The sequence below is a fragment of the Streptomyces sp. NPDC091972 genome (assembly GCF_044756385.1).
Lineage (GTDB): Bacteria > Actinomycetota > Actinomycetes > Streptomycetales > Streptomycetaceae > Streptomyces.
In genome coordinates, this window is record NZ_JBIVSV010000004.1 from 37,769 (window position 1) to 60,843 (window position 23,075).

Consider the following 23,075-nt stretch of genomic DNA (forward strand, 5'->3'; position numbering starts at 1 on the left):
GGGTCGTCCACATATTGATTCAGTCAATACTGCATAGTGCAGTCATGACTGCAATCAAGTTCGTGGTGCGGGAGGGCGTCCCTCGGTGGCGCCTTCCCGTGCCGGACCTGGCGCGAGCCTGTGTGGGTGAGTGCGCACTGGCCGCCGCCGAACTGGGGGCGCGCCGGGCCGGGCTCGCCGAGGTGCCGTCGGTGCTCGTGGACGACGGAGCGGTCGCCACCGCGTTCCGGAGCGAGCGTCACCTGCTGGTCGACGGCCGCGCGCCGGTCGGCTTCGCACCGCTGTCCCGGTTCTGGCGGACGGCGGACGGGTGGGTGCGGACACACGCCAACTACCCGCACCACCGGGCCCGGCTGCTCGACGCGCTGGGGGTGCCGGAGGACGTGGCCGCCGTCGAGGCGGCGCTGGCCGAGCGGTCCGCCCTGGACGTCGAGGAAGCCGTGTACGCGGCCGGGGGTCTCGCCGTCGCCCTGCGCTCCCCCGCGCAGTGGGCCGCGCATCCGCAGGCGGCCGAGGTGGCGAAACGACCCCTGGTCGAACGGGGACGGCTGGACTCGGCACGCGCGCGTGCGTTCGCCCCTGTCGGCACCTCTCCCCTGCTGCCGGCCGCCGGTCTGCGCGTCCTGGACCTGACCCGGGTGCTCGCGGGCCCGGTCGCCACCCGCACGCTCGCCCTGCTCGGCGCGGACGTCCTGCGCCTGGACGCGCCCGGGCTTCCCGAACTGCCGGACCAGCACGCCGACACCGGCCTCGGGAAGCGGTCGGCGACGCTCGACCTGGCCGGCGACCGGCAGACCTTCGAGGAGCTGCTCGGCGCGGCGGACGTGGTCGTCACCGGGTACCGGCCGGGCGCGCTGGACCGGTTCGGACTGTCCGCCGAGGCCCTGGCGGAACGGCGGCCCGGCGTGGTCGTCGCCCAGTTGTCGGCGTGGGGCGCCTACGGGCCGTGGCGTGAGCGGCGGGGCTTCGACAGCCTCGTGCAGGCGGCCACCGGGATCGCGGTGCTGGAGGGATCGGCGGAGCGGCCGGGCACGCTGCCCGCGCAGGCCCTCGACCACGGGACGGGCTACCTGCTCGCGGCGGCCGTGCTGCGGGCCCTGGACGAGCAGGCGTCCGACGGCGGGAGCCGGTTCGTGCGGCTGGCGCTCGCACGGACGGCCCAGTGGCTGACGGACGGCGTGGACGGCACGGACGGCACGGGCGCGGTCCCGGAGGACGGCGAGGGCGGCCCCTACGACGGTCCCGGGCCCTGGCTGGCGGAGAGGGACAGCGCGCTCGGACGGCTGCGGTACGCCCTGTCCCCGGTGTCCTTCGAGGGCGGCCCCGTGGACTGGCACCGGCCGCCGGGGCCATGGGGGACGGACGCCGCGCGCTGGCACTGAGCGCGCCCGGACCGACGGCGGCACCCAGGACGCGTATGGGTGGAATGCCGTACCACCTTGCCGACGGCTGGTTGGTGTCGGCTAGTTGGTGACGAGCACCTTGAGCGCGGTGCGCTCGTCCATCGCCTTGTAGCCGTCGGGGACGCCCTCCAGGCGGACGGTCATGTCGAAGACCGGTGAGGCGTCGACGGTGCCGTCCAGGACGTCGGGGAGCAGTTCGGGGATGTAGGCCCGGACCGGCGCGACACCGCCGCGCAGGGCGATGTTCCGGTCGAACATGACACCGAGGTCGAGACCGGTGCCGCTGCCGTGCGGGACGCCGACGAAGCCGATGGCGCCGCCGTCCCGGGTGATGTTGACCGCCGTGCGCATGGACTGCTCGGTGCCGACGGCCTCCACGACGGCGTGCGCGCCCTGGCCGCGGGTGAGTTCGCGGACGGCTTCGACGGCCGCGTCCCCGCGCTCGGCGACCACGTCGGTGGCGCCGAAGCGGCGGGCGATGTCGGTGCGGACCTGGTGACGGCCCAGGGCGATGATCCGTTCGGCGCCCAGCCGCCTGGCGGCGAGCACCGCGCACAGTCCGACGGCTCCGTCGCCGACGACGGCGACCGTGGCGCCCGGGCGGGCTCCGGCGCCGAGGGCCGCGTGGTGGCCCGTGCCCAGCACGTCGGAGAGGGTCAGCAGGGACGACAGCAGGCGGTCGTCGGAGGCCGCCTCCTTGGGCAGCCGTACGAGGGTGCCGTCGGCGTAGGGGACGCGGACGGCCTCGCCCTGGCCGCCGTCGTAGCCGACGGAACCCCAGAATCCGCCGTGCTCGCAGGAGGTGGTCAGGCCCTCGCGGCAGTAGTCGCAGACGCCGTCGGACCACATGAAGGGGGCTACGACGAGGTCGCCCCGCTTGAGGGTGCGGACCTCGGACCCGGTCTCCTCGACGACGCCGAGGAACTCGTGGCCGATCCGCTGCCCCGGCTGCCGGGCCGCCTCGCCGCGGTAGGCCCACAGGTCGCTGCCGCAGATGCAGGCGCGCAGCACCCGCAGCACGGCGTCGGTGGGCAGTTGCACCACGGGCTCGGGCACGTCCTCCACGCGCATGTCGTAGGGGGCGTGGATGGTGGTGGCGCGCATGGCGAGGGTCCTTCTCGTGCGGGGTCGTGACGGCGCTCAGGGGGTGGTCGAGCGCATCTCACCGTACGTCGCCAGGGGCCCCGGGCGCGCTTCGAGCGCTCGTCGTACGCCGCCGGCCAGCAGGAACTGAGCGGCGATGTACGTGAGCATGATCCAGAAGTCGGGTCGTGGGAGCTGGGGCCAGTCGGCGACGCCGGTGGCGATGAGGGTGTCCGAGAGGACGAAGAGCGCACCGCCGAGTCCGGTGGCGGGGCCGAGCCGGGCGGCGGTGTACGCCATCGCCACGAGCAGGGTGCTGTAGCCGGCGACGGGGACGCGGAGGGCCGCCGGCAGGTCCGGCCACAGGAGCGCGACCAGGGTGACGAGGGAGAGGGCGTAGGCGGGGGCCGGGAGAAGGACACGCGTGCGTGGCGTGCCGTGCCGCACGAACAGCACGAGGTAGCAGACGTGGCCGGCGGCGAACGAGGCCATGCCGGCGAGGAAGGCCGGGTCGCTGTCGGACAGCAGCAGGACGTCGCCGCCCCAGCCGCACAGGAGCGCGGCGACGAGGAGGCGTGGTGCGCCGCTGACCCCTGCCCAGGCGGCGAGGAGCGGCATGAGCAGGGGCTTGGCGACGGTGTGGCCGGCGTCGAGGCCGACGGCAAGGGAGACGAGGTCGGTGAGGGTGACGGCGACGAGGCAGGCGAGCAGGAGGGCGGCGGCACGCGTGCGGGGGGACCTCCCGGCAGGAGCCGTGGACGCCCACCGCCCGGGGCGGCCTCTCACGCGGCCGCGCTTCCTTCGGCCGGAGCCGGTTCCGCTGTGGTCGTCGGGCCCGGTTCCCGTGTCGGCGTGGTGGCCGGTTCCGGTGTCGGCTGCCAGCCCGGCCCGCCGAACACCCGCCCGGCCCGCTCACGCCAACTCCGGGCGTTCTTGACGTCCTTGGCGATCGCCACGTACTCGTGCGTGGCCACCCTGATCGGGTTGAACGTGTTGATGTTCTTGGTCAACCCGTAGACGGGCCGTTCGGTCTCGGCGACGAACGAGCCGAAAAGCCGGTCCCAGACGATGAGGATCCCGCCGAAGTTGCGGTCCAGGTAGCCGCCCTGGGAGGCGTGGTGGACGCGGTGGTGGGACGGGGTGTTGAAGACGAACTCGAACCAGCGGGGCATCTTGTCGATGCGTTCGGTGTGGATCCAGAACTGGTAGACGAGGTTCGCGGAGGAGCAGAAGGCGAGCGCGGCCGGGTGGACGCCGACGGCGACGAGGGGGACGTAGAACGGCCAGACGGTCAGGCTCGTCCAGGGCTGGCGCAGCGCGGTGGTGAGGTTGAACTTCCGGCTGGAGTGGTGGACGACGTGACAGGCCCACAGGATGCGGATGACGTGGTGGCCGCGGTGGGACCAGTAGTAGAAGAAGTCCTGCCCGAGCAGCATCAGGGGGACCGTCCACCACAGGACGGGGACGCGGAGCGGGGTCAACTCGTAGAGGGCCGTGTAAATGGCGACGATCGGGATCTTCCACAGGAAGTCGAAGAAGAGACTGCCGAGTCCCATGCCCAGGCTGGTGGCGGCGTCCTTCGTCTCGTACCCGGCCGCGTCCTCGTCGGGATGGATACGGACGCTGATCATCTCGATGACGGTGAGCAGCACGAAGGCGGGTATGGACCAGACCACGACGTCGGGGAGGTTGGGCATGCGTGCACCGTAGAACCGCCGGTCGGGCACGGCTAGACGTTGTTACCGACAAGTATGACCGGTGGTACGCGCTTGCTTCTTGGCGATCTCCGCCAAGGGGCAGTGAGCGGCGATGCGGACGGGAGACGACGGGGCCGGGGAAGGACGGCTGAGCCGACAGTGGGCAGCCGGCTGTCGCGCCGGCGCGTCAACCGACCCCCGCAGCCCCCAGAAGCACCCCCACCGCGTAGGTGACCCCCATCGCCAGTACGCCGCCTCCGACGTTCCGCACCACCGCCCGTCCCGCGGCCGCCGCCCCCAGTCGCGCGCTGCTCCACCCGGTCAGCACCAGCGCCGCCACCACCGACACGACGGTCACCGGCACCCGCCACCCCGCCGGGGGCAGCACGATGGCGAGCAGCGGCAGCAACGCCCCCGCCGTGAACGCCAGGAAGCTCGCCCAGGCCGCGTGCCAGGGGTTGGTCAGTTCGTCCGGGTCGATGCCGAGCTCCACGCGTGCGTGCGCCCGCAGTGCGTCCCGTTCCGTGAGTTGTTCCGCCGCCTCGCGGGCCACGTCGCGGGACAGGCCCCGGCCCTCCAGAAGCTCCGTCAACTCCTCCAGCTCCGCCTCCGGCTGTTCGCGCAGCTCCCGCTTCTCCAGGGCCAACGCGGCCATCTCGGAGTCGCGCTGGGTCGACACGGACACATACTCCCCGGCCGCCATGGACATCGAGCCGGCCAGCAGGCCCGCCAGACCCGCCGTCAGCAATGCCGCGCGGTCGCTCGTCGCGCCGGCCACGCCGACGACGAGACCCGCCGTGGAGACGATGCCGTCGTTGGCGCCCAGGACGGCCGCGCGCAGCCAGTTGAGCCGGGCGCCGAGCCCGCCGCCGTGCGCCTCGCCGTGCGCCGGTCCACCCACACCCTCTTCGGTCATCCCCGGAGGATCGCACCCCGCTCCCCGCGAGCCGCGTACCGACTCCGCCGTGAGGGACTGTCAGTCGTGGCCCGTATCCTCGTGAACCATGCTCGAAGACCAGACGACCGCAGCGTCCTCCCCCACAGCGTGGCCGGCCGCGTATCCGCAGGGATACGCGGTCGTCGACGTGGAGACCACCGGCCTGGCCCGCGACGACCGGATAATCTCCGCGGCCGTCTACCGACTTGACGCCCGCGGCGAGGTCGAGGACCACTGGTACACGCTGGTCAATCCGGAGCGCGACCCGGGCCCGGTGTGGATCCACGGGCTGACGAGCGAGGCCCTCGAAGGCGCCCCGCTCTTCCAGGACATCGCCGACGAGTTCTCGGCCCGGCTCGACGGCCGCGTGCTCGTCGCGCACAACGCCGTCTTCGACTGGCAGATGATCGCCCGCGAGTACGCCCGCGCGGGCCGGGTGGCGCCGGTGACGCAGCGGCTGTGCACCATCGTCCTGTCGAAGGAGCTCGGCCTGCCGCTGCCCAACCACAAACTGGAGTCGCTGGCGGCCCACTTCGGCGTCGTACAGCAGCGGGCGCACCATGCTCTCGACGACGCGCGCGTGCTCGCGGAGGCGTTCCGGCCGAGCCTGCGGGCGGCCGCCGCGCGCAGCGTGCGGCTGCCGTTGCACGAGTGCCGGCCGCTGACCGAGTGGACGGACCGGGCGGTGCCCCGGCAGTCGGCGGGCTACGGCGGTTACCGGGCGACCAGTTGGCGGCCCGCGCGCAAGCGGCCCGCGTGCCCCTACCCCAACCCGGGGCGGTACGAGGACGGCAAACCCCTCAAACAGGGCATGCGGATCGCCTTTTCCGGGGACACCTCGACCGAGCGCGACCTCTTGGAGGACAGGGCGATCGAGGCCGGGCTGCACGTCGCCACCAGCATCTCCCGGCTGACCAGTCTGCTCGTCACCAACGACCCGGACTCGGGCACGTCCAAGGTGGTCAAGGCCCGGCAGTTCGGCACGCCGGTCGTCGACGAGGCCGCCTTCGGGCAGCTCCTGCGGGACGTGGAGCCGGCGTCGGAGCAGTGACCGCGCGCACCCGGTGCCGGGTCGGTCGCGGGAAGGGCGATGCCGTCCGGTCTGCCCGGCCTGACCTCCGCCCCCAGATGGCGCCTGGTGCAGTGGTCCGCTCGTCGTGGGCAGCCGTTCGCGAAGACCGGACGTCAGGGTCGCGCCGCCCGCCGGCGGGCGGACGGCGGCCGAGGCACACCCCGGGTGCGAGACGCGGCGTGCCCGCACACGGACCAGCCGGAGCGCGGGCCGGGGCGGCCGCGCGCCCGATGCGGACCCGGCAGCGCGCGGGGGTCACACAGCGGAGCCGATCTTGTCCACGATGCCGACCTTGCCCTCCGCACGGGCACAGTGCGCGCCGCAGAACCAGTGGCCGTCCACCTCGACGCCCTGGCCGATGATCTGCACCCGGCAGTGCTCGCAGATGGGGGCCATGCGGTGGATCGCGCAGGCGAACGAGTCGAAGACGTGGCGGGCCCCGTCCTTGGTCTCGACGGTGAACGCGAGCTCGTAGTCGTTCCCACACACTTCGCAACGTGTCATAAGCCGAATCGTCAGGCGCCCGGTCGGCACCCGCAAGCCGGCAGCGCTCCATCGGGTGGGCCCGGTCCGCGGGGCCTGAGCACACCCCTGTGCGAGCATCCGGCCGTCCGAGTTGTACGGTCGTGGGGTGTACCGCTTCCTGTTGTCCCGGCAGTGGGTGATCCTCACGCTGGTCGCCCTCCTCCTCATCCCCACGATGATCAGGCTGGGCATCTGGCAGATGCACCGCTACGAGGAGCGCACCGCCCGCAACCGGCTCGTCTCCGAGGCGCTGTCCGCCGAGCCGGTGCCCGTGGAGCGGATGACCTCGCCCGGACACACGGTCACCACCCACGACCGGTACCGCAGCGTCACCGCGAAGGGTCGCTTCGACACCTCCGACGAGGTCGTCGTCCGGCGCCGCACCAACTCCGACGACGAGGTCGGCTACCACGTCCTGACCCCCTTCGTCCTCGACGACGGCAAGGTGCTGCTGGTCAACCGGGGCTGGATCCCCGCCAACGGTCCCAGCCAGACCGCGTTCCCCAGGATCCCCGCACCCCCGAAGGGCGAGATCACCGTCACCGGGCGGCTGATGCCCGACGAGACGACCGCGGCGAGCGGCATCAAGAACCTCAAGGGGCTCCCGGACCGGCAGATCATGCTGATCAACAGCGAGCAGGAGGCCGAGCGGCTGGGCGCCACGGTGCTCGGCGGCTACATCGCCCAGACGGCCCCCGAGCCGAAGGGCGGCAGCCCGGAACTGATCGGCGCCGACCCCGGCAAGGAGGACGCCGCACTGAACTACGCCTACGCCATCCAGTGGTGGCTGTTCTCCGTGGGCGTGCCGATCGGGTGGGTCGTCCTGGTCCGGCGTGAACTGCGCGACCGCCGCGAGAAGGCGGACCGGGAAGCCGCGACGAAGGCGGAGCCCGCGGCGGTGTGACCGGCGGGCGACAGCAGCACCGGCGCGCACGGACTCCGCGGCCATCGGCGCAGGTCACCGCCGGCGCGCCCGGCAGCGCCCGCTCACGGCATCCGCAGCCACCCTCGCAGGTCACCGCCGGCGCCCGCAGCGTCGGCGAGCACCCCCGCTGGCGCGGCCCGGCGGCGTCACTCCCCCGGCCCCACCCCTGATTGCCCGCCCGACCGCCAGGGAAACCGCACTGCGTGCACCCCCGTATCGAGGACTACGCCCTCATCGGCGACGAACAGACCGCCGCCCTGGTCGGCATGGACGGCTCCGTGGACTGGCTGTGCCTGCCCCGCTTCGACTCGGCGGCCTGCTTCGCCCGGCTGCTCGGGGACGAGGAGAACGGCCACTGGCGGATCGCCCCCGAGGGCGCGGACCGGTGCACGAGGCGCGCCTACCGCCCCGGCACCCTCGTCCTGGACACCGAGTGGGAGACCGACGAGGGTGCCGTGCGGGTCACCGACCTGATGCCGCAGCGTGACGTGGCCCCCGACGTCGTACGGATCGTGGAGGGGCTGCGCGGCCGGGTCACCGTGCGCAGCACGCTCCGGCTGCGCTTCGAGTACGGCTCGGTCGTGCCGTGGGTGCGCAGGTCCGACGGGCACCGGGTGGCCGTCGCGGGACCCGACTCGACGTGGCTGCGCAGCGTGCCCGAGGTGCGCACCTGGGGCGAACACTTCGGCACGCACTCCGAGTTCACGGTGGAGGCCGGTGAGAAGGTCGCGTTCGTCCTGACCTGGCACCCCTCGCACGAGCCGCGCCCCCCGCTGACCGACCCCTTCGAGGCGCTGGAGAGCAGCGTGGCCGACTGGCAGGCGTGGGCGGCGCGCTGCCGCTACGACGGTCCGCACCGGGACGCCGTGGTCCGCTCGCTGATCACCCTGAAGGCGCTCACCTACCGGCCGACCGGAGGCATCGTGGCCGCGGCCACCACCTCGCTGCCGGAGGAGATGGGCGGGGTGCGCAACTGGGACTACCGCTACTGCTGGCTGCGCGACTCCACCCTCACCCTGGCCGCCCTGGTGCAGTGCGGCTATCTGGAGGAGGCCGAGGCATGGCGGAACTGGCTGCTGCGCGCGGTCGCCGGCGACCCGGCGGACCTCCAGATCATGTACGGCGTCGCGGGCGAGCGGCGGTTGCCCGAGTTCGAGCTGCCGTGGCTGTCCGGCTTCGGCGGCTCCCGGCCGGTGCGCATCGGCAACGAGGCCGTGAAACAGCTCCAGCTCGACGTGTACGGCGAGGTCATGGACTCGCTGTCGCTGGCCCGGCAGGCGGGCCTGCCCGCGAGGTCGCACATGTGGTCCCTGCAAAGGGTCCTGCTGGACTTCCTGCGGTCCTCGTGGCGGCAGCCGGACGAGGGGATCTGGGAGGTGCGCGGCGGCCGCCGCGACTTCGTCCACTCGAAGGTCATGGTGTGGGTGGCCGCCGACCGCGCGGTGCGCACCCTGGAGGCCTTCCCGGATCTGACCGGCGACCTGGAGGGCTGGCGCGCGCTGCGCGAGGAGGTGCACCGCGAGGTGTGCGAGAAGGGCTACGACCCCGACCGCAACACCTTCACCCAGTACTACGGCTCACGCGAACTCGACGCGTCCCTGCTGCTGATCCCGCGCACCGGCTTCCTGCCGGCGGACGACCCCCGTGTCGTCGGCACCGTCGACGCGATCCGCGCGGAGCTGGACCACGACGGGCTGGTACGGCGGTACAGCGCCGAGGAGACCCCCGTGGACGGGCTGCCCGGCGGCGAGGGCACGTTCGTGGTGTGCTCGTTCTGGCTCGCCGACGCGCTCCACATGACCGGTCGCGGGCAGGAGGCGCGGGACCTCTTCGACCGCCTGCTGGGCCTCGCCAACGACGTGGGGCTGCTGTCCGAGGAGTACGACCCGGTGGCCGGCGCCCAGCTCGGCAACTTCCCGCAGGCGTTCAGCCACATCGGTCTGGTGAACACCGCCCTCACTCTGTTCGGGGGCGAGGAGGCAGGATAGGGGCCATGGATCTTGGACTGAAGGACCGTGTGTACGTCGTCACCGGAGCGACCCGTGGGCTCGGCAACGCGGCCGCGCGTGAGCTGGTCGCGGACGGGGCGAAGGTCGTGGTGACCGGCCGGGACGAGGAGCGTGCGCTCGCCGCGGCCGCGGAGTTGGGGCCGAACGCCGTGGGCGTTGCCGTCGACAACGCCGATCCGTCGGCGCCCGAGCGGCTGATCGCCGCCGCGCGTGAGCACTTCGGCGGCTTCGACGGCGTGCTCATCAGTGTCGGCGGGCCCCCGCCCGGTTTCGTCGCCGACAACACGGACGAGCAGTGGCAGGCCGCGTTCGAGTCGGTGTTCCTGGGCGCGGTCCGGCTGGCCCGGGCGGCCGCGGCGGAGCTGGAGGACGGAGGCGTGATCGGCTTCGTGCTGTCGGCGTCGGTGCACGAGCCGATTCCCGGCCTGACCATCTCGAACGGCCTGCGGCCCGGTCTCGCCGGGTTCGCGAAGTCACTCGCGGACGAACTCGGACCGCGCGGCATCCGGGTCGTCGGTCTGCTTCCGTCGCGCATCGACACGGACCGCGTGCGCGAACTCGACGCGATGTCGGCCGATCCCGAGGCCACCCGGGCCGCCAACGAGTCCCGGATTCCGCTGCGCCGGTACGGGACGCCGGAGGAGTTCGGGCGGGCGGCGGCGTTCTTCCTGTCGCCCGCCGCCTCCTATCTGACCGGGGTCATGCTGCCCGTCGACGGGGGCATGCGGCACGGGTTCTGAGGCGCCCCCGGGTTTCTCAACTCACCCTCTCCGCCTTGTGTTTGACGGCGGTCATGCGGACCTCGGCCGGTAGTGAGTCGAGGCCCGCCGAATTGCGGGCGTGCGCCAGGGACTCCGCCGTCAGGTGGTGCAGGGTCGTTCCGGGGTCCACGTGCGGTTCCAGGTGGAGGTGTACGTGGGTCTCCGGGGCGTCCGGGCGGCCTTTGAGACGCGCCTGGGCCCGCTGTACGCCGTCCAACTGCCCCGCGTCGCTCATCAGGACGCCCTCCAGGGCCCGGCCCCTCAGGAGCGCGCCCTCGCCGTCGCCGGTGTTGACGCGCACCTCCGTGAGCCGGCGCCTGCGCAGGACCGCCGTCAGCCACCACAGGGTCAGGAGCACCACGAGCGCCAGTGCGGCGATGACCGCGGGCCACCACCAGCCCTCGCCGTCCCAGCGGGTGCGCTCCGCGTCGCTCAGCAGGACGTCCTTCTTGCCGTCGTGGATCCACCAGGAGGGCGGGTCGAGGCCGAGGCCCACGGCGAGCACCGAGCCGCCGACGACGAGCAGGACCAGGCCCACCAGGCCGATCAGTACACGGTTGACGGTCCTCTGCATCGGCCTCAGCCCTTCTTCCCGGTGCTCCGCGCCACGTGCACCGACAGGGCGGGGGGCCGGGCCAGGCCCAGTCCCCTGACCGCCTCGCCGAGGCTCGCGTCGAGGTCGGCGCGCACGTCGTCCAGTTCCCGGAAGTGGGAGACCGCGCGGACGTCGGCCTTCCGCCGCCTCACCCGTACGCGTGCGGACTGGACGCCGGCCACCTCCATGGCCCGGTCGCGCAGGACCATGGCGGCCGCGTCCCGGTGGAGACCCGCGCGGACGTCGGGGTGGGTGCGGCTCATCGGCAGGAGACCGCGCAACCCCGGTGTGAGGGCCAGGACCAGCAGCCACAGGCCCAGAGCGGCGGCCGCACCGGCGCCGACCAGGACCCAGGTGTCGTCCAGGGGGCGGGTGGCGAGCTGCTCGGAGAGCGTGCGGCGCCAGTGCATGGCCGGCCGGTGGGCCCGGACGGCCGCGATGTCGTACAGGAAGATCCCCGCGAGGAGCAGGAGCAGCAGGGCGACGAGACCGGCCGGCACCCGGCGCGCCGACCAGAAGCGGTGTGCGCCGCCGGCCGTCCCGGCCTCCGGGACGGCCGGTGGTCCGTACCCGGCGGTCGCCGCGGAGTCGTCGCGCCGGTCCGGTTCCGCCCGTTCGATGACCGGCAGTCGTTGTGTGGTGCCCTCGGAGCCCTGGGGCTCGCTCATCGCGTCCTCCCCTGTGCCGCGCCCTGCGCCTGTGCCGGGTACAGCCGCTCCACCTGGACCGCGACCTCCGACACCTCCATTCCCACCAACGCGACTACCCGCTCGACCACTTGCTGACGCACCTCGCGGCAACGCCTGCCGATGTCACCGGGATAGCCGAGTTCGAGGTGCATGCGGATGCGGGCCACCTCGTGGTGGACGGCGACGGTGGCGTAGGGGGGCTCGGCCTCGGCGGGGAGGTCCCCGAGCGCCTCACGGGCCGCCTGTCCTGCGACCTTCGCCACCACCCGGTCGGCGATCCTCGTGGCCCCGCGGTCGCCGGGGGGAACGGCGGTCGCGGTCAGGGGTCTGCGGAGTTCGTCCGCCGCACCGGCCGTACTGCTCACGGACGTCATCTCCGCCGGTCGTCACGGGTGCGGAAGAAGTCGCCGATCTCCAGGTCCCCTTCCAGGAACCGGCCGACGACGAAGCCGATGGCGCCCAGCGCCGCCACCAGCAGGAAGGCGCCGAACCCGCCGAAATATCCCGCGAAGCCCAACGCCATGCCGGCGATCAAACCGACCACGGCCATGCTCATCGTGCGCTCCCTCAAGGTCCCTGGGGCTGAGTGCGACTACTGGATCCGGGGCTCCGGCTCCTCGTCCTCCTCGTCGGGCAGCTTCACGTCGCTCACCGCGATGTTGACCTCGACGACCTCGAGACCGGTCATCCGTTCCACCGCGGTCACGACGTTCTCCCGTACGTCCTTGGCCACGTCCGCGATGGAGACGCCGTAGTCGACGACGATCTCCAGGTCGAGCGCAGTCTGCACCTCGCCGACCTCGGCCTTGACCCCGCGGGTCGCGGACTTCGAACCGCCGGGCACCCGGTCCCGTACGGCCCCGAAGGTGCGGCTCAGTCCGCTGCCCATGGCGTGGACGCCGAGGACGTCCCGTGCCGCGAGCCCGGCGATCTTCTCCACGACACCGTCGGCGATGGTGGTCCGCCCACGGGTCGCCGGGTCGCCGCCGCCGCGCTTGACGGTCTTGCGCGCCTGCGACTCCACTTCGGTGTTCTGCGTCGTCTCGGTCATCGCCGTCACCCCTTTCGGTCGTCCTCCTTCGACCACCGTAAGCGCGGTTGCGCGAACGCGCGCCGGAGATGCGGCAGGCTGGAGGAATGACGGCGGAGCAGTGGGCACGGACGGTGCGGCAGCAGCTCGGGCTCGGCAGGCTGCTGCCGCTGGGCGGGCCGCGTGACGGCGCGTGGATCTCCGAGGAGGCGGCCCGGGAGGTGCTGCGGGCGGCGGCCGGTGACCTGCGGAATGTGCGGCTGGGCGCGGTGCGGATCGGGCTCGCCCGTCCGGAGGAGACGTACGAGTCCGCCGTACCGGCGCCTCCGAGTGCGCTGCCGCCCGGGCCGCTGCGGCTGGCGGCGGAGTTCGAGGCCGTGCCGGCCCAGCCGCTGCCGGTGACGGCGGAGCGGCTGCGCGGCGCGCTCGCGGGGGCGGCGGCCGGGCGGCTGGGGCTGGAGCTGGTCGAGGTGGACCTGCGGGTGACGGCCCTGCTGGAGGAGGACGCGGAGCGTTCCGCCGTACGGGCGTCCGAGCCGCCGCGTCCGGCCGAGGCGGGGCCGGGTGACGAGACCCTCGCCGGGGTCGCCGCGCTGGCGGTGCCCGGGGTGGACCGGCTGACCGGGGTGCTGGGACGGCCGGTGCACGTCGAGGACCGGGAGACCGGGGCCGGTTCGCTGCCGCGCCGCCATGTCCGCGTCGAACTGGCGGTGGGCGCGGACCGCCGGGCCCTCGACGTGGCCCGGGAGGTCCGCGCCGCCGTGGGAGCGGCGCTGCCGGACGGTCCGACGGTGGCCGTGCTGGTGACGGCCGTGGCGGTTTAGTCGCCCACTCCGGCGAGGTCCCGCAGCCGGCGTGCCTGGGCCGCGCGCTCGGCGCCGCGCTGCTCGTCGTAGGTCCGGTCCTGGGCGCCGCGCAGCAGCGCCTTGGTCTCGATGACCGCGTCGCGGGGGGCGGACAGGAGGGCGGCCGCGAGGTCGCTGACCGCTCCGTCGAGCTGGTCGAGGGGTACGGCGATGTTGGCGAGGCCGGTGCTCACGGCCTCCTCGGCCAGGACGAAGCGCCCGGTGGCGCAGATCTCCAGCGCCCGGGCGTATCCGACGAGACCCACCAGAGGGTGGGTGCCGGTGAGGTCGGGGACCAGGCCGAGGCTGGTCTCGCGCATGGCGAACTGCACGTCGTCGGCGACGACCCGCAGGTCACAGGCGAGGGCGAGCTGGAAGCCCGCGCCGATGGCATGGCCCTGCACGGCGGCGATGGACACGAGGTCGCTGCGCCGCCACCAGGTGAAGCCCTCCTGGAACTCCGCGATGGCGGCGTCGAGTTCGGCGTCACCACTGCGGGCCAGGTCGACGAACGACGGCTCGCCCTCGATCCCCTCGGGCGTGAACATCTGCCGGTCGAGTCCGGCGGAGAAGGACTTGCCCTCGCCACGCAGCACCACGACCCGGACGGAGCCCGGCACCAGCCGGCCGGCCTCGGCGAGCGCCCGCCACAGAGCCGGGCTCTGGGCGTTGCGCTTGGCGGGGTTGGTCAGCGTCACCGTGGCGAGGGTGTCCTCGACGGTGAGCCGTACGCCGTCCTTGTCGAGCAGGGGAACGAGTTCCTGGCCATCCTGGCCGGACGTCGCCATGGGGCGCCTCCGATGGGTGCGGTCATCCTCCGTGCCGCGGGACGGCACAGCTAAGTGACTGCACAGTAACCACCCGGCCAGTCGGCCGACCGACCGGGTGGTCACCATCGAAGACGATGAGCCGCCCGGTTCAGGACGAAGCGGCCTTCTTGCCCCGCGTCGCTCCGCCACGCCCACGAAGCGTGACGCCCGATTCGCTGAGCATCCGATGCACGAAGCCATACGAGCGGCCGGTTTCCTCGGCCAGTGCCCGAATGCTCGCACCGGAGTCGTACTTCTTCTTCAGGTCTGCCGCGAGCTTGTCGCGCGCGGCGCCGGTCACCCGGCTGCCCTTCTTCAGAGTCTCGGCCACCCGTGCCTCCTCATGGGAAGTGCGCTCTGGTTCTCTCATGATCACCCCTCCGGGCGTTCATGGCCACCCATTCGGCAAGGTCCGTGAGACATGGTTTTGACGACAGGAGCGCGTCCCCACATATGGAATCCCTGATTCCACACGGGCGCGTTCGTACCGCCGAACGGGTTCCTTTGTGAAGTGCCAGGTCAGAGACGCACGACGGCCGAGCCCTTGTCGATGAAGGGCTCGGCCGCGAAATCGATGTAGGACACACCTCGGTACGAGGAGATCTCACACAGATGATGGATCACCGGTGGGCCGAATGATCCATACGCCGTTGATCACGCATTCGATCAAGCGGCGGCGACGGTCAGGCGAGGGCGACGAGATCCGCGTAGTCCGCGCCCCACAGGTCCTCGACGCCGTCCGGCAGCAGGATGATCCGCTCCGGCTGGAGCGCCTCGACGGCGCCCTCGTCGTGGGTGACCAGCACGACCGCGCCCTTGTAGGTGCGCAGCGCGCCGAGGATCTCCTCACGGCTGGCCGGGTCGAGGTTGTTGGTGGGCTCGTCGAGGAGCAGGACGTTCGCCGAGGAGACGACCAGGGTGGCGAGCGCGAGGCGGGTCTTCTCACCGCCGGAGAGGACCCCGGCCGGCTTGTCGACGTCGTCACCGGAGAACAGGAACGAACCGAGCGTCTTGCGCACCTCGACGAGGTCGAGGTCGGGGGCCGCCGAGCGCATGTTCTCCAGGACCGTGCGCTCCGGGTCGAGGGTCTCGTGCTCCTGGGCGTAGTAGCCGAGCTTGAGGCCGTGGCCGGGCACGACCGCGCCGGTGTCGGGCTGCTCGGTGCCGGCGAGCAGGCGCAGCAGGGTGGTCTTGCCCGCGCCGTTGAGGCCCAGGATGACCACGCGGGAGCCCTTGTCGATGGCCAGGTCGACGTCGGTGAAGATCTCCAGCGAGCCGTACGACTTCGACAGGCCCTCCGCCATCAGCGGGGTCTTGCCGCAGGGCGCGGGCTCGGGGAAGCGCAGCTTGGCGACCTTGTCCTGCTGCCGGACCGCTTCGAGGCCGGAGAGGAGCTTGTCGGCGCGCCTGGCCATGTTCTGCGCGGCGACCGTCTTGGTGGCCTTGGCGCGCATCTTGTCGGCCTGCGAGTGCAGGGCCGCGGCCTTCTTCTCGGCGTTCTGCCGCTCGCGCTTCCTGCGCTTCTCGTCGGCCTCCCGCTGCTGCTGGTAGAGCTTCCAGCCCATGTTGTAGACGTCGATCTGGGCGCGGTTGGCGTCCAGGTAGAACACCTTGTTGACGACCGTCTCGACCAGGTCGACGTCGTGGGAGATCACGATGAAGCCGCCGCGGTACGTCTTGAGGTAGTCGCGCAGCCAGACGATCGAGTCGGCGTCGAGGTGGTTGGTCGGCTCGTCGAGGAGCAGGGTGTCGGCGTCCGAGAACAGGATCCGGGCCAGCTCGATACGGCGGCGCTGACCACCCGAGAGGGTGTGCAGGGGCTGGCCGAGGACCCGGTCGGGGAGGTTCAGCGCGGCGGCGATGGTGGCCGCCTCGGCCTCGGCGGCGTACCCGCCCTTGGTGAGGAACTCCGTCTCCTGGCGCTCGTACTGCCGCAGCGCCTTCTCGCGGGTGGCGCCCTGGCCGTTGGCGATGCGCTGTTCGTTGTCGCGCATCTTCTTCAGCAGGACGTCCAGGCCGCGCGCGGAGAGGATGCGGTCGCGGGCGAGCACGTCGAGGTCGCCGGTGCGGGGGTCCTGGGGGAGGTAGCCGACCTCGCCGGAGCGGGTGATCTGGCCCGCGGCCGGGATGCCCTCGCCGGCCAGGCACTTGGTGAGGGTGGTCTTGCCCGCGCCGTTGCGGCCGACCAGGCCGATGCGGTCGCCCTTGGCGACTCGGAAGGTGGCGGACTCGATGAGGACTCGGGCGCCGGCGCGCAGCTCGATACCGGAGGCGGAGATCACGGACAGACTCCAGGGCGGATTCGGGATTGACGGATGGGCGGCTGAGGACGTTCCCGCCGTCTAATGCGCGAGGAGAATGGCCATGGGCCAAGTCTAACGGGGGCGTGCAAGCACTTTTTCTGGGTTCGGGTGTTCGGTTGGTCTCGCTCCGGGTATCCGGTCGGTCCCGTCGCCGTCCCTCGTTCGGTCGCGTGTCCGAGGCCGGGGAGGGGCCGCCGGGCGAGGATGCCTTGCGGGGGACCGGTGAGCGCAGAGGGCGGTGTCCGCATGCAGTTCGACGACGACGCCAGGTTGGACACCTCCGAGGTGCAGGACGTGCGCGGCAGTCGCATCCCGGGCGGGAAGGCGACCATCGGCGGTGGCATCGGGGGGCTGGTGGTGCTGCTCCTCGGTCTCTTCCTCGGTGTCGGCCCGGACCAGCTCGGGCTCACCGACAGCGGCGGACAGCCCGCGGCCACGGCCTCCGGCCTCGCCGAGGTCGAGCGGAGCTGCCGGACCGGGCAGGACGCGAACACCCGCGACGACTGCCGGACGGTGGCCGTGGTGAACAGCGTGCAGGACTACTGGGACCAGGAGTTCGAGCGGCGCGGCGCCACCTACACCCCCTCCCCCACCGTCCTCTTCGGCGACCGGGTCGGCACCGCGTGCGGCTCGGCGACCTCGGCGGTCGGGCCGTTCTACTGCCCGGGCGACCGGAAGGTCTATCTGGACCTCGGGTTCTTCGACGAGCTGCGCTCGAAGTTCGGGGCCTCCGGCGGGCCGTTCGCGCAGGCGTATGTGGTGGCGCACGAGTACGGCCATCACGTGCAGGACCTCATGGGCACGCTGAGCCGGTCGCAGGACGGGCGCACCGGCGCCGGCAGCAACGCGGTGCGGGTGGAGCTCCAGGCGGACTGCTACGCCGGGGTGTGGGCGCGCCACGCGACCACCACGAAGGACGAGTCGACGGGCCGCCCGCTCATCACGAGCCTGACCGACGCGGACATCGCCGACGGCCTGGACGCGGCGGCGGCCGTGGGCGACGACCGGATCCAGGAGCGGTTCCAGGGCCGGGTGACACCGGAGTCGTGGACCCACGGGTCGGCGCAGCAGCGGCAGCAGTGGTTCCGCGAGGGGTACCGGAGCGGCGAGCTGGAGCGGTGCGACACGTTCCGGTGACGGCCGGTGTCCGGTGCGGGGGCGGCTGTCAGTGGTCGCTGCGAGACTGGTCCACGGATCGATGTCCGGCTTTTTGGTCACAAGGGAGTGATCGGCATGACGGGGACCGGCGGTGGACGCCCGAGCATCTGCCCGGCACTGCTGTACGCGGACGCGAAGGCTGCGGTCAAGCAGCTCACGGAGGCCTTCGGCTTCACCGAGCTCGCGGTGTACGAGGGCGAGGACGGCCTGGTGACGCACGCCGAGCTCGCGCAGGGCGACGGCGTGGTGATGCTCGGCTCCAAGGGCACCGGCAGCGCCTACGACAAGCTGATGAAGGACGCGGGCCCGGCCGGGGTGTACGTCGTCGTGGACGACGTCGACGCGCATCACCGCCGCGCCGTGGAGCACGGCGCGGAGATCCTGATGCCCCCGACGGACCAGGACTACGGCTCGCGGGACTACATGGCCCGGGACGCCGAGGGCAATGTGTGGAGCTTCGGGACGTACGCCCCGCAGACCCGCACCTGACTCAGCCGCCGGTGTGCACCTGGAAGGCGGCGCGGCGGACGGCCTTGGCGAGCGCCGGGTCGGGGTGCGCGGCGGCGAGCGCGACCAGGACCTGCACGGTGCGCGGATGGCCCACGGCCCGTACCTCGTCGAGCAGTTGGGGCACCGTCGGCTGGAGGGCGGACTCCAGGTGCCGCACCAGCATGGGGGCCTCGCCGTGGTCCGCGACGGCGGCAGCCGTGTCGACCCACAGCCAGGTGGCCTCCTCGCGGGTGAGGACCTCGTGGGCGTCCTCCGGGTCGATCCCGTCGTGCTCGGCCAGCCACAGCAGGGCGTACGGCCGCAGGGTGGGCTCGTCGGCCACCGCGCGGACGTCGGGCTCGGCGGGGGCGCCGACCACCCGCAGCGCCTCGAAGGCCAGGCCGCGCAGCAGGGCGTCGTCCCCGCGGGCGGCCCCGAGGAGCTCGGTGACGGCACTGCCGACGGGGCGGGCGGCGAGCCACGCGCGGTACTCGGCGCGGGCCGCGTTGGGGCGGAGCTGGGCGCAGCCGCGCAGCATCTCCTCGGCGGCGACCTCGATGTTGCCGGCGGGGCTCTGGGCGGCGACGCAGATCTGCTCCAGCTTGACCCACACCGCCCAGCTGCCGAGCGGGGTGAGGGTGGCCTGGCCGTCGCCGTAGGTCAGGGCGCCGACGGAGGCGAGGGCACGCAGGGCCCAGTCGAGAAGCGGGGCGAGCGGCGCGTCGGCCGTCTCGGGCTCCTCCACGGGCTCCGGCTGCGGGCCGTAGGGGATCTCGCAGCGCTCGGTGCGCAGTTCGGTGACCCGCTGCTCCAGGAGGTCCAGGAGCTGCTCGACGGGGACGGGACCGGCGGACAACTGGAGGAAGGAGAGTACCTGGGGCATGGCCGAGACGACCTCGGCGACGGCGGCGGGCTCCCGGTCGGCGGGCTCCGGGAAGGCGAGCGACCAGGCGTCGAAGAGGGCGACCCAGCCGCGCAGGACGGCACTGTCGTCGCGGTCCCAGGCGCGCAGCCGCCAGCCCGGGCGGGCGTTGTCCCCGTGCACCTCGACGAGGCCGGCGAGGCGGGCGGTGTCCCAGTCGGCGCGGACCTGGGCCGCGGTCAGGCCGAGGTCCGCGGCCGCGCGGGCGGCGGTCTCGTCGGAGAGCGTGCCACTGCCGTCGGAGCCCGCGCCGTCCCGACCGGGTCCCAGGGCACCGTCGGCCCAGTGTGCGACGCGGGCCGCGGCGGCAAGACCGGTGCGCGCCATTCTGGCCAGTTCCGCGGGGGCCGGTGTGCCCTCCGGGGGGCGGGGCGCGGGGCGCCGTGGGCGCCGTTGGTTCACGGCTGTGGGGGCGGCGGCCAGGGGTCGCGGGCGGACGAGTCGAAGCCTGGAGTCGCGCGGGATACGGGACGTCACGGGTGCAGTCTTCCGGTTGACGGTCCGAAAACCCAAACGGAATGCCGCCGCGGGACCCGGGCGGGTCCCGCGGCGGGGCCGCGCGGAGGGGCATACGCCGAGATCAGGCCAGTGGTACGGGCTTAAACGGAAGCTGCGGGACCGGGGCGCCCTGAGGTCACATCAGCGGGGTGAGGAAACGGCGCAGTGCCTCTTCGTAGCCGCTCGGGTCGGCGTTCCACATCGCCGCGTGGGGGGCCTGACGGACCGTGTGGAGGGCGATCCGGTCGGGGTGGGCGTCGGCGAGCCGGCGGGAGAGGTCCCAGGGGGCGATCGTGTCGTCGGGGCCGTGGATGAGCAGGGTCGGCGGCGGGGATACGCCGGGGCCCGTGTCGTCGGTGCGGTCCGCGTGGTCGACGTAGGGGACGGTGCGGTCGGCGTACAGGCCGGAGTGGCCGCTGGGCAGGCCGGTGCGGCCCTGGGCCGCGCGCACCGCGAGCGGGAGGAGGACGCCGGGGGTGCGGCGGGCCGCGGCGAGGGCACGCAGGGTCAGCTCCCAGCTGAGCACCGGGGAGTCCAGCACGAGCCCCTTGACGCGGTCGCGCACACCCGAGCGGGCGGCGGCGCGCAGGGCCATCGTGGCGCCGGTGGACCAGCCGTGCAGCACGAGTTGGCGGGCGCCGTTGCTGACGGCGTAGCGCATCGCCGCGTCCAGGTCGCGCCACTCGGTCTCGCCGAAGTGGTTCAGGCCGTCCGGCGGGCGGGGGGCGCCGACGTCGCCGCGGTGGACCGGCGCGAGGACCGGGAAGCGGTGGCGGTGCAGGAACTCCATGACGTTCAGGGCGTGTTCGCGGGTCGTGCCGAGGCCGTGCACCGCGATGACCCAGGTGTCGCGCACTCCGGGGACGAACCAGGCGGGCAGGGCGCCGAGTTCGCCAGGGATCTCGACGTCGGTGTGGTCGAGGCCGAGGGCCGACCCCGGGTCGCCGACGTACGCGTTCGGGGTGAGCCACACCTTGTCGCCGGGTGCCAGGGTGCCGTGGGTGACGCGCTCCAGTCGGCGGACGACGGTGTCGGCGGAGTGCGGTTCCGCGGCGAGCACGGGCCCCACGACGGCGTGGGAGGCGTCGCCTGCCAGGCCGTAGGTGCCGGGGCGGAGGGTGGCGAGGTCGCGCGTGAGGGTGATGCGGCCGGCGGCGGTGGAGTGGACGGTGAGCCGGGGTTCGCCGGGCAGGGGGCGGCCCGCGGGCGCCTTCAGTCCGGCGTCGCTGGCGATCCGCCCGGCGACGATTCCGGCGGCGCCGGCGGCCAGGGCTGCGGTGACGGCGGCGGCCGTCGCTTTGACAGTGCGCACGCTTTTCAGTGTCGCGGGGGATGGGGGTTGGGGCCAGTGGGCGGTCGTTTTGGGGGCGGGTGCGGGTTGGTGGGGGCGGGCGTTTTTGCGCAGTTCCCCGCGCCCCTGATGCCTGCGGCGGCCTGCCCGGCTCCGGTGGGGGCTTGTGTAGCGCGTGCGGTGCGGTTTGGGGGCGGGGCCGGGGTGGGAGGTGTCCGTCCTCGGTCCGGCGGCTCGGTCTCTTGAGCAGGGCTCGGTGACGGACGCCGGCCGCTGCGGGCGGACACCCCCCACCCCGTCCCCTCACCGCCGTACGCGGCCGCACGAGCGTCCACATGGCCCACCAGGGGCGCCACCGAGCACCCCTTACGGCCGCTGCCCGTACCCCCGCAACCGCTCCCCCACTTCCGCGAGCTGTTCCTCCGTCAGGAGGTTCGGGGTCAGGTCCGGGACCGAGCGGGCCGTCAGCCACAGGTGGCACATCCACTCGAGTTGGGCCGTGCGGTCGTAGGCCTGGGCGAGGGTGCTGCCGTAGGTGATCGTGCCGTGGTTCTGGAGGAGGCAGGCGGAGCGGCCGGCGAGGGCGCGGAGCATGTTCTCGGCCAACTCGGCGGTGCCGTAGGTGGCGTAGGGGGCGACCCGGACGGGGCCGCCGAGCGCGCTGGTCATGTAGTGGATCGTGGGGAGCTCGGGCACGAGCGTGGAGACGGCCGTGGCGTGCACCGCGTGGGTGTGGACGACCGCGCGGGCGTCGGTGCTGCCGTAGACCGCCAGGTGCATGGGGAGTTCGCTCGTCGGCACCAGGGTGCCGAGGGTTTGGCGGCCCCGCAGGTCGACTCCCGTCACGTCGTCCGGCGTGAGGCGGTCGTAGGGGACGCCCGAGGGGGTGACCAGGACCGTGTCCCCGACGCGTACCGAGACGTTGCCGGAGGTGCCGACGACCAGTCCGTCGGTGACCGTACGGCGGGCCGTGTCGACCAACTCGCCCCAGGCGTCCGCCTCCTCGGGCCGCACCTCTCGCGTGCCGTTCCGTCCCTCTTGATCCTGCCCTCGCTCAGCCATGCCGTGATCCTGCCAGCCGGGGCGCCGGGCCGTCGCGGGGCCGGGGCTTCGCCCCTCTTGTGCGGCTTGGCCGGGAATGGACCGTAATTCGACGATCTTCCAGTAGCCTCTGGACTTTGTCGCACACGACGCCATTTCGGGGGACACATGGCCCGTGACCGCAGGAACGCCCTGGCCCTTGCCCTGGTCCTGCTCGCCGTCGGAGGCGTGGCGCTCGCCGGGTCGCCCGCCCCGGCGGCGGACCTGCCCAGGGGGCACGACGTCTCCTCGCACCAGAAGAACGTCGACTGGCGGAAGGCCAGAGCCAAGGGCGCCCGGTTCGTGTACGTCAAGGCGACCGAGTCGACCGACTACCGCAACCCGCGCTTCGGACAGCAGTACAACGGGGCGCGCGAGGCGGGCATCATCCGCGGGGCGTACCACTTCGCGCTGCCGGACAGGTCGTCGGGCAGGGCGCAGGCCGCGTACTTCGTGCGCAACGGCGGCGCCTGGTCGGCGGACGGCTGGACGCTGCCGCCCGCGCTGGACGTCGAGTACAACCCGTACGACAGGAAGCACAAGTGCTACGGCCTGAGCAGGGCGAGGATGGTCGGCTGGATCCGGTCGTTCAGCGAGGAGGTCGAGCGGCTCACCGGTCGCCGGCCGGTGATCTACACGACCGCCCACTGGTGGAACGCCTGCACGGGCGGCAGCGGCGCCTTCGCCGGGGATCACGCGTTGTGGATGGCACGCTACGGGTCGGACCCGGGCGCGCTGCCCGGCGGGTGGTCCTACTGGACCATCTGGCAGTACGACAACAGCGGCAGCCTGCCGGGTGACCAGAATCTCTTCAACGGGTCGGCGCGGCAGCTGAAGAGGTTCGCCGCCGGGGCCTAGCCATGGGGCGCCTGGGGCGCACGGGGGCCGCGGGGTTCGGCAAAGCCATAGCCGAAGATTCCGGTCACCATGCGGCCCGCCTCAGTTCACCTTCCG

The 23,075-nt window shown here is 72.9% G+C and carries 25 protein-coding genes; 9 read left to right on the forward strand and 16 right to left on the reverse strand.

What is annotated here, in order from left to right; all coding sequences use genetic code 11:
* Window positions 1-44: 44 nt before the first annotated feature.
* Window positions 45-1,382 (forward strand): CoA transferase, encoded by a 1,338-nt coding sequence (locus tag ACIQJT_RS12685; protein WP_402642697.1) that lies wholly within the window; start codon window positions 45-47, stop codon window positions 1,380-1,382.
* Between the two features lie 81 nt (window positions 1,383-1,463).
* Here ACIQJT_RS12685 and ACIQJT_RS12690 read toward each other — a convergent pair whose 3' ends face one another.
* The 4 genes from ACIQJT_RS12690 to ACIQJT_RS12705 all read right to left on the reverse strand — a co-directional run bounded on the left by ACIQJT_RS12690 (window position 1,464) and on the right by ACIQJT_RS12705 (window position 5,099).
* A complete protein-coding gene (locus tag ACIQJT_RS12690; protein WP_365465339.1) occupies window positions 1,464-2,507 on the reverse strand; it encodes a zinc-dependent alcohol dehydrogenase family protein in 1,044 nt (347 codons plus the stop codon).
* 36 nt (window positions 2,508-2,543) lie between these two features.
* Complete coding sequence (locus ACIQJT_RS12695; RefSeq protein WP_402642701.1) at window positions 2,544-3,272, reverse strand: lysoplasmalogenase; 729 nt, start codon at window positions 3,270-3,272, stop codon at window positions 2,544-2,546.
* Complete coding sequence (locus tag ACIQJT_RS12700; protein WP_402642703.1) at window positions 3,269-4,183, reverse strand: sterol desaturase family protein; 915 nt, start codon at window positions 4,181-4,183, stop codon at window positions 3,269-3,271. Before ACIQJT_RS12700 ends, ACIQJT_RS12695 begins: the two co-directional genes overlap by 4 nt.
* A 187-nt stretch (window positions 4,184-4,370) precedes the next feature.
* Window positions 4,371-5,099, reverse strand: coding sequence for a VIT family protein (locus ACIQJT_RS12705; protein ID WP_402642706.1), 729 nt, complete (start codon window positions 5,097-5,099; stop codon window positions 4,371-4,373).
* An 88-nt stretch (window positions 5,100-5,187) separates the two neighbouring features.
* Here ACIQJT_RS12705 and ACIQJT_RS12710 point away from each other — a divergent pair, with 88 nt between their 5' ends.
* Window positions 5,188-6,171: a DEDDh family exonuclease gene (locus ACIQJT_RS12710; RefSeq protein WP_365465348.1), complete on the forward strand. Its 984-nt coding sequence runs from the start codon at window positions 5,188-5,190 to the stop codon at window positions 6,169-6,171.
* A gap of 276 nt (window positions 6,172-6,447) precedes the next feature.
* Here ACIQJT_RS12710 and ACIQJT_RS12715 read toward each other — a convergent pair whose 3' ends face one another.
* A complete protein-coding gene (locus ACIQJT_RS12715; RefSeq protein ID WP_356585642.1) occupies window positions 6,448-6,696 on the reverse strand; it encodes a hypothetical protein in 249 nt (82 codons plus the stop codon).
* Between the two features lie 127 nt (window positions 6,697-6,823).
* On the opposite strand from ACIQJT_RS12715, the gene ACIQJT_RS12720 reads away from it, so the two are divergent.
* The 3 genes from ACIQJT_RS12720 (at window position 6,824) to ACIQJT_RS12730 (ending at window position 10,391) form a co-directional block, all read left to right on the forward strand.
* Window positions 6,824-7,621, forward strand: a complete 798-nt coding sequence (locus ACIQJT_RS12720; RefSeq protein ID WP_365465351.1) for an SURF1 family protein — start codon at window positions 6,824-6,826, stop codon at window positions 7,619-7,621.
* Window positions 7,622-7,845: 224 nt separating this feature from the next.
* Window positions 7,846-9,630 carry a glycoside hydrolase family 15 protein gene (locus ACIQJT_RS12725; protein ID WP_402642710.1) on the forward strand — a complete coding sequence of 595 codons (1,785 nt, stop codon included), beginning with the start codon at window positions 7,846-7,848 and terminating at the stop codon, window positions 9,628-9,630.
* 5 nt (window positions 9,631-9,635) lie between these two features.
* Window positions 9,636-10,391: an SDR family oxidoreductase gene (locus ACIQJT_RS12730; RefSeq protein WP_365465357.1), complete on the forward strand. Its 756-nt coding sequence runs from the start codon at window positions 9,636-9,638 to the stop codon at window positions 10,389-10,391.
* A gap of 16 nt (window positions 10,392-10,407) precedes the next feature.
* Here ACIQJT_RS12730 and amaP read toward each other — a convergent pair whose 3' ends face one another.
* The 5 genes from amaP to ACIQJT_RS12755 are packed head-to-tail and all read right to left on the reverse strand — an operon-like array spanning window position 10,408 to window position 12,747.
* Window positions 10,408-10,986 (reverse strand): alkaline shock response membrane anchor protein AmaP, encoded by a 579-nt coding sequence (gene amaP, locus ACIQJT_RS12735; RefSeq protein ID WP_402642714.1) that lies wholly within the window; start codon window positions 10,984-10,986, stop codon window positions 10,408-10,410.
* A gap of 5 nt (window positions 10,987-10,991) precedes the next feature.
* Window positions 10,992-11,675 (reverse strand): DUF6286 domain-containing protein, encoded by a 684-nt coding sequence (locus ACIQJT_RS12740; protein ID WP_402642717.1) that lies wholly within the window; start codon window positions 11,673-11,675, stop codon window positions 10,992-10,994.
* The gene (locus ACIQJT_RS12745; protein ID WP_365465365.1) at window positions 11,672-12,070 is read right to left on the reverse strand and encodes a hypothetical protein; all 399 of its coding nucleotides are present in this window, start codon (window positions 12,068-12,070) and stop codon (window positions 11,672-11,674) included. Before ACIQJT_RS12745 ends, ACIQJT_RS12740 begins: the two co-directional genes overlap by 4 nt.
* Window positions 12,067-12,252 carry a hypothetical protein gene (locus tag ACIQJT_RS12750; RefSeq protein WP_053849811.1) on the reverse strand — a complete coding sequence of 62 codons (186 nt, stop codon included), beginning with the start codon at window positions 12,250-12,252 and terminating at the stop codon, window positions 12,067-12,069. Before ACIQJT_RS12750 ends, ACIQJT_RS12745 begins: the two co-directional genes overlap by 4 nt.
* Window positions 12,253-12,288: 36 nt before the next feature.
* The gene (locus ACIQJT_RS12755; RefSeq protein ID WP_365465369.1) at window positions 12,289-12,747 is read right to left on the reverse strand and encodes an Asp23/Gls24 family envelope stress response protein; all 459 of its coding nucleotides are present in this window, start codon (window positions 12,745-12,747) and stop codon (window positions 12,289-12,291) included.
* Between the two features lie 86 nt (window positions 12,748-12,833).
* Between ACIQJT_RS12755 and ACIQJT_RS12760 the strand changes: the two genes are divergently transcribed.
* Window positions 12,834-13,550: a nucleopolyhedrovirus P10 family protein gene (locus ACIQJT_RS12760; RefSeq protein ID WP_365465371.1), complete on the forward strand. Its 717-nt coding sequence runs from the start codon at window positions 12,834-12,836 to the stop codon at window positions 13,548-13,550.
* Here ACIQJT_RS12760 and ACIQJT_RS12765 read toward each other — a convergent pair.
* From ACIQJT_RS12765 to ACIQJT_RS12775, 3 genes are all read right to left on the reverse strand, one after another.
* A complete protein-coding gene (locus tag ACIQJT_RS12765) occupies window positions 13,547-14,359 on the reverse strand; it encodes an enoyl-CoA hydratase/isomerase family protein (RefSeq protein WP_365465374.1) in 813 nt (270 codons plus the stop codon). The two genes, ACIQJT_RS12760 and ACIQJT_RS12765, sit on opposite strands and share 4 nt — an antisense overlap.
* 130 nt (window positions 14,360-14,489) lie before the next feature.
* Entirely contained in the window at window positions 14,490-14,711 is a 222-nt protein-coding gene (locus tag ACIQJT_RS12770) for a helix-turn-helix domain-containing protein (protein WP_004002281.1), read from the reverse strand.
* 352 nt (window positions 14,712-15,063) lie between these two features.
* Window positions 15,064-16,662: an ABC-F family ATP-binding cassette domain-containing protein gene (locus tag ACIQJT_RS12775; protein WP_053849807.1), complete on the reverse strand. Its 1,599-nt coding sequence runs from the start codon at window positions 16,660-16,662 to the stop codon at window positions 15,064-15,066.
* A 267-nt stretch (window positions 16,663-16,929) separates the two neighbouring features.
* On the opposite strand from ACIQJT_RS12775, the gene ACIQJT_RS12780 reads away from it, so the two are divergent.
* Both ACIQJT_RS12780 and ACIQJT_RS12785 read left to right on the forward strand, forming a co-directional pair.
* Window positions 16,930-17,820 carry a neutral zinc metallopeptidase gene (locus ACIQJT_RS12780; RefSeq protein WP_402642722.1) on the forward strand — a complete coding sequence of 297 codons (891 nt, stop codon included), beginning with the start codon at window positions 16,930-16,932 and terminating at the stop codon, window positions 17,818-17,820.
* Between the two features lie 96 nt (window positions 17,821-17,916).
* Window positions 17,917-18,330: a VOC family protein gene (locus ACIQJT_RS12785; RefSeq protein ID WP_365465380.1), complete on the forward strand. Its 414-nt coding sequence runs from the start codon at window positions 17,917-17,919 to the stop codon at window positions 18,328-18,330.
* A gap of 1 nt (window position 18,331) precedes the next feature.
* Here the strand turns inward: ACIQJT_RS12785 and ACIQJT_RS12790 are convergent, their stop codons facing one another.
* The 3 genes from ACIQJT_RS12790 to ACIQJT_RS12800 form a co-directional block, all read right to left on the reverse strand.
* A complete protein-coding gene (locus ACIQJT_RS12790; RefSeq protein ID WP_365465383.1) occupies window positions 18,332-19,729 on the reverse strand; it encodes a hypothetical protein in 1,398 nt (465 codons plus the stop codon).
* Between the two features lie 157 nt (window positions 19,730-19,886).
* Entirely contained in the window at window positions 19,887-21,062 is a 1,176-nt protein-coding gene (locus ACIQJT_RS12795; protein ID WP_365465386.1) for an alpha/beta hydrolase, read from the reverse strand.
* Window positions 21,063-21,407: 345 nt separating this feature from the next.
* Window positions 21,408-22,103, reverse strand: a complete 696-nt coding sequence (locus tag ACIQJT_RS12800) for a class II aldolase/adducin family protein (protein ID WP_365462181.1) — start codon at window positions 22,101-22,103, stop codon at window positions 21,408-21,410.
* 147 nt (window positions 22,104-22,250) lie between these two features.
* Between ACIQJT_RS12800 and ACIQJT_RS12805 the strand changes: the two genes are divergently transcribed.
* Window positions 22,251-22,979 (forward strand): lysozyme, encoded by a 729-nt coding sequence (locus tag ACIQJT_RS12805; protein WP_402642725.1) that lies wholly within the window; start codon window positions 22,251-22,253, stop codon window positions 22,977-22,979.
* The last annotated feature ends 96 nt before the right edge of the window (window positions 22,980-23,075 follow it).

Coding starts and splice junctions, on each gene's coding strand:
- ACIQJT_RS12700 (WP_402642703.1), bottom strand. CDS start 4,183: ATGCCCAACCTCCCCGACGTCGTGGTCTGGTCCATACCCGCCTTCGTG.
- ACIQJT_RS12760 (WP_365465371.1), top strand. CDS start 12,834: ATGACGGCGGAGCAGTGGGCACGGACGGTGCGGCAGCAGCTCGGGCTC.
- ACIQJT_RS12755 (WP_365465369.1), bottom strand. CDS start 12,747: ATGACCGAGACGACGCAGAACACCGAAGTGGAGTCGCAGGCGCGCAAG.
- ACIQJT_RS12805 (WP_402642725.1), top strand. CDS start 22,251: ATGGCCCGTGACCGCAGGAACGCCCTGGCCCTTGCCCTGGTCCTGCTC.
- ACIQJT_RS12780 (WP_402642722.1), top strand. CDS start 16,930: ATGCAGTTCGACGACGACGCCAGGTTGGACACCTCCGAGGTGCAGGAC.
- ACIQJT_RS12705 (WP_402642706.1), bottom strand. CDS start 5,099: ATGACCGAAGAGGGTGTGGGTGGACCGGCGCACGGCGAGGCGCACGGC.
- ACIQJT_RS12710 (WP_365465348.1), top strand. CDS start 5,188: ATGCTCGAAGACCAGACGACCGCAGCGTCCTCCCCCACAGCGTGGCCG.
- ACIQJT_RS12785 (WP_365465380.1), top strand. CDS start 17,917: ATGACGGGGACCGGCGGTGGACGCCCGAGCATCTGCCCGGCACTGCTG.
- ACIQJT_RS12715 (WP_356585642.1), bottom strand. CDS start 6,696: ATGACACGTTGCGAAGTGTGTGGGAACGACTACGAGCTCGCGTTCACC.
- ACIQJT_RS12685 (WP_402642697.1), top strand. CDS start 45: ATGACTGCAATCAAGTTCGTGGTGCGGGAGGGCGTCCCTCGGTGGCGC.
- ACIQJT_RS12730 (WP_365465357.1), top strand. CDS start 9,636: ATGGATCTTGGACTGAAGGACCGTGTGTACGTCGTCACCGGAGCGACC.
- ACIQJT_RS12750 (WP_053849811.1), bottom strand. CDS start 12,252: ATGAGCATGGCCGTGGTCGGTTTGATCGCCGGCATGGCGTTGGGCTTC.
- ACIQJT_RS12800 (WP_365462181.1), bottom strand. CDS start 22,103: ATGGCTGAGCGAGGGCAGGATCAAGAGGGACGGAACGGCACGCGAGAG.
- amaP (WP_402642714.1), bottom strand. CDS start 10,986: ATGCAGAGGACCGTCAACCGTGTACTGATCGGCCTGGTGGGCCTGGTC.
- ACIQJT_RS12765 (WP_365465374.1), bottom strand. CDS start 14,359: ATGGCGACGTCCGGCCAGGATGGCCAGGAACTCGTTCCCCTGCTCGAC.
- ACIQJT_RS12740 (WP_402642717.1), bottom strand. CDS start 11,675: ATGAGCGAGCCCCAGGGCTCCGAGGGCACCACACAACGACTGCCGGTC.
- ACIQJT_RS12745 (WP_365465365.1), bottom strand. CDS start 12,070: ATGACGTCCGTGAGCAGTACGGCCGGTGCGGCGGACGAACTCCGCAGA.
- ACIQJT_RS12690 (WP_365465339.1), bottom strand. CDS start 2,507: ATGCGCGCCACCACCATCCACGCCCCCTACGACATGCGCGTGGAGGAC.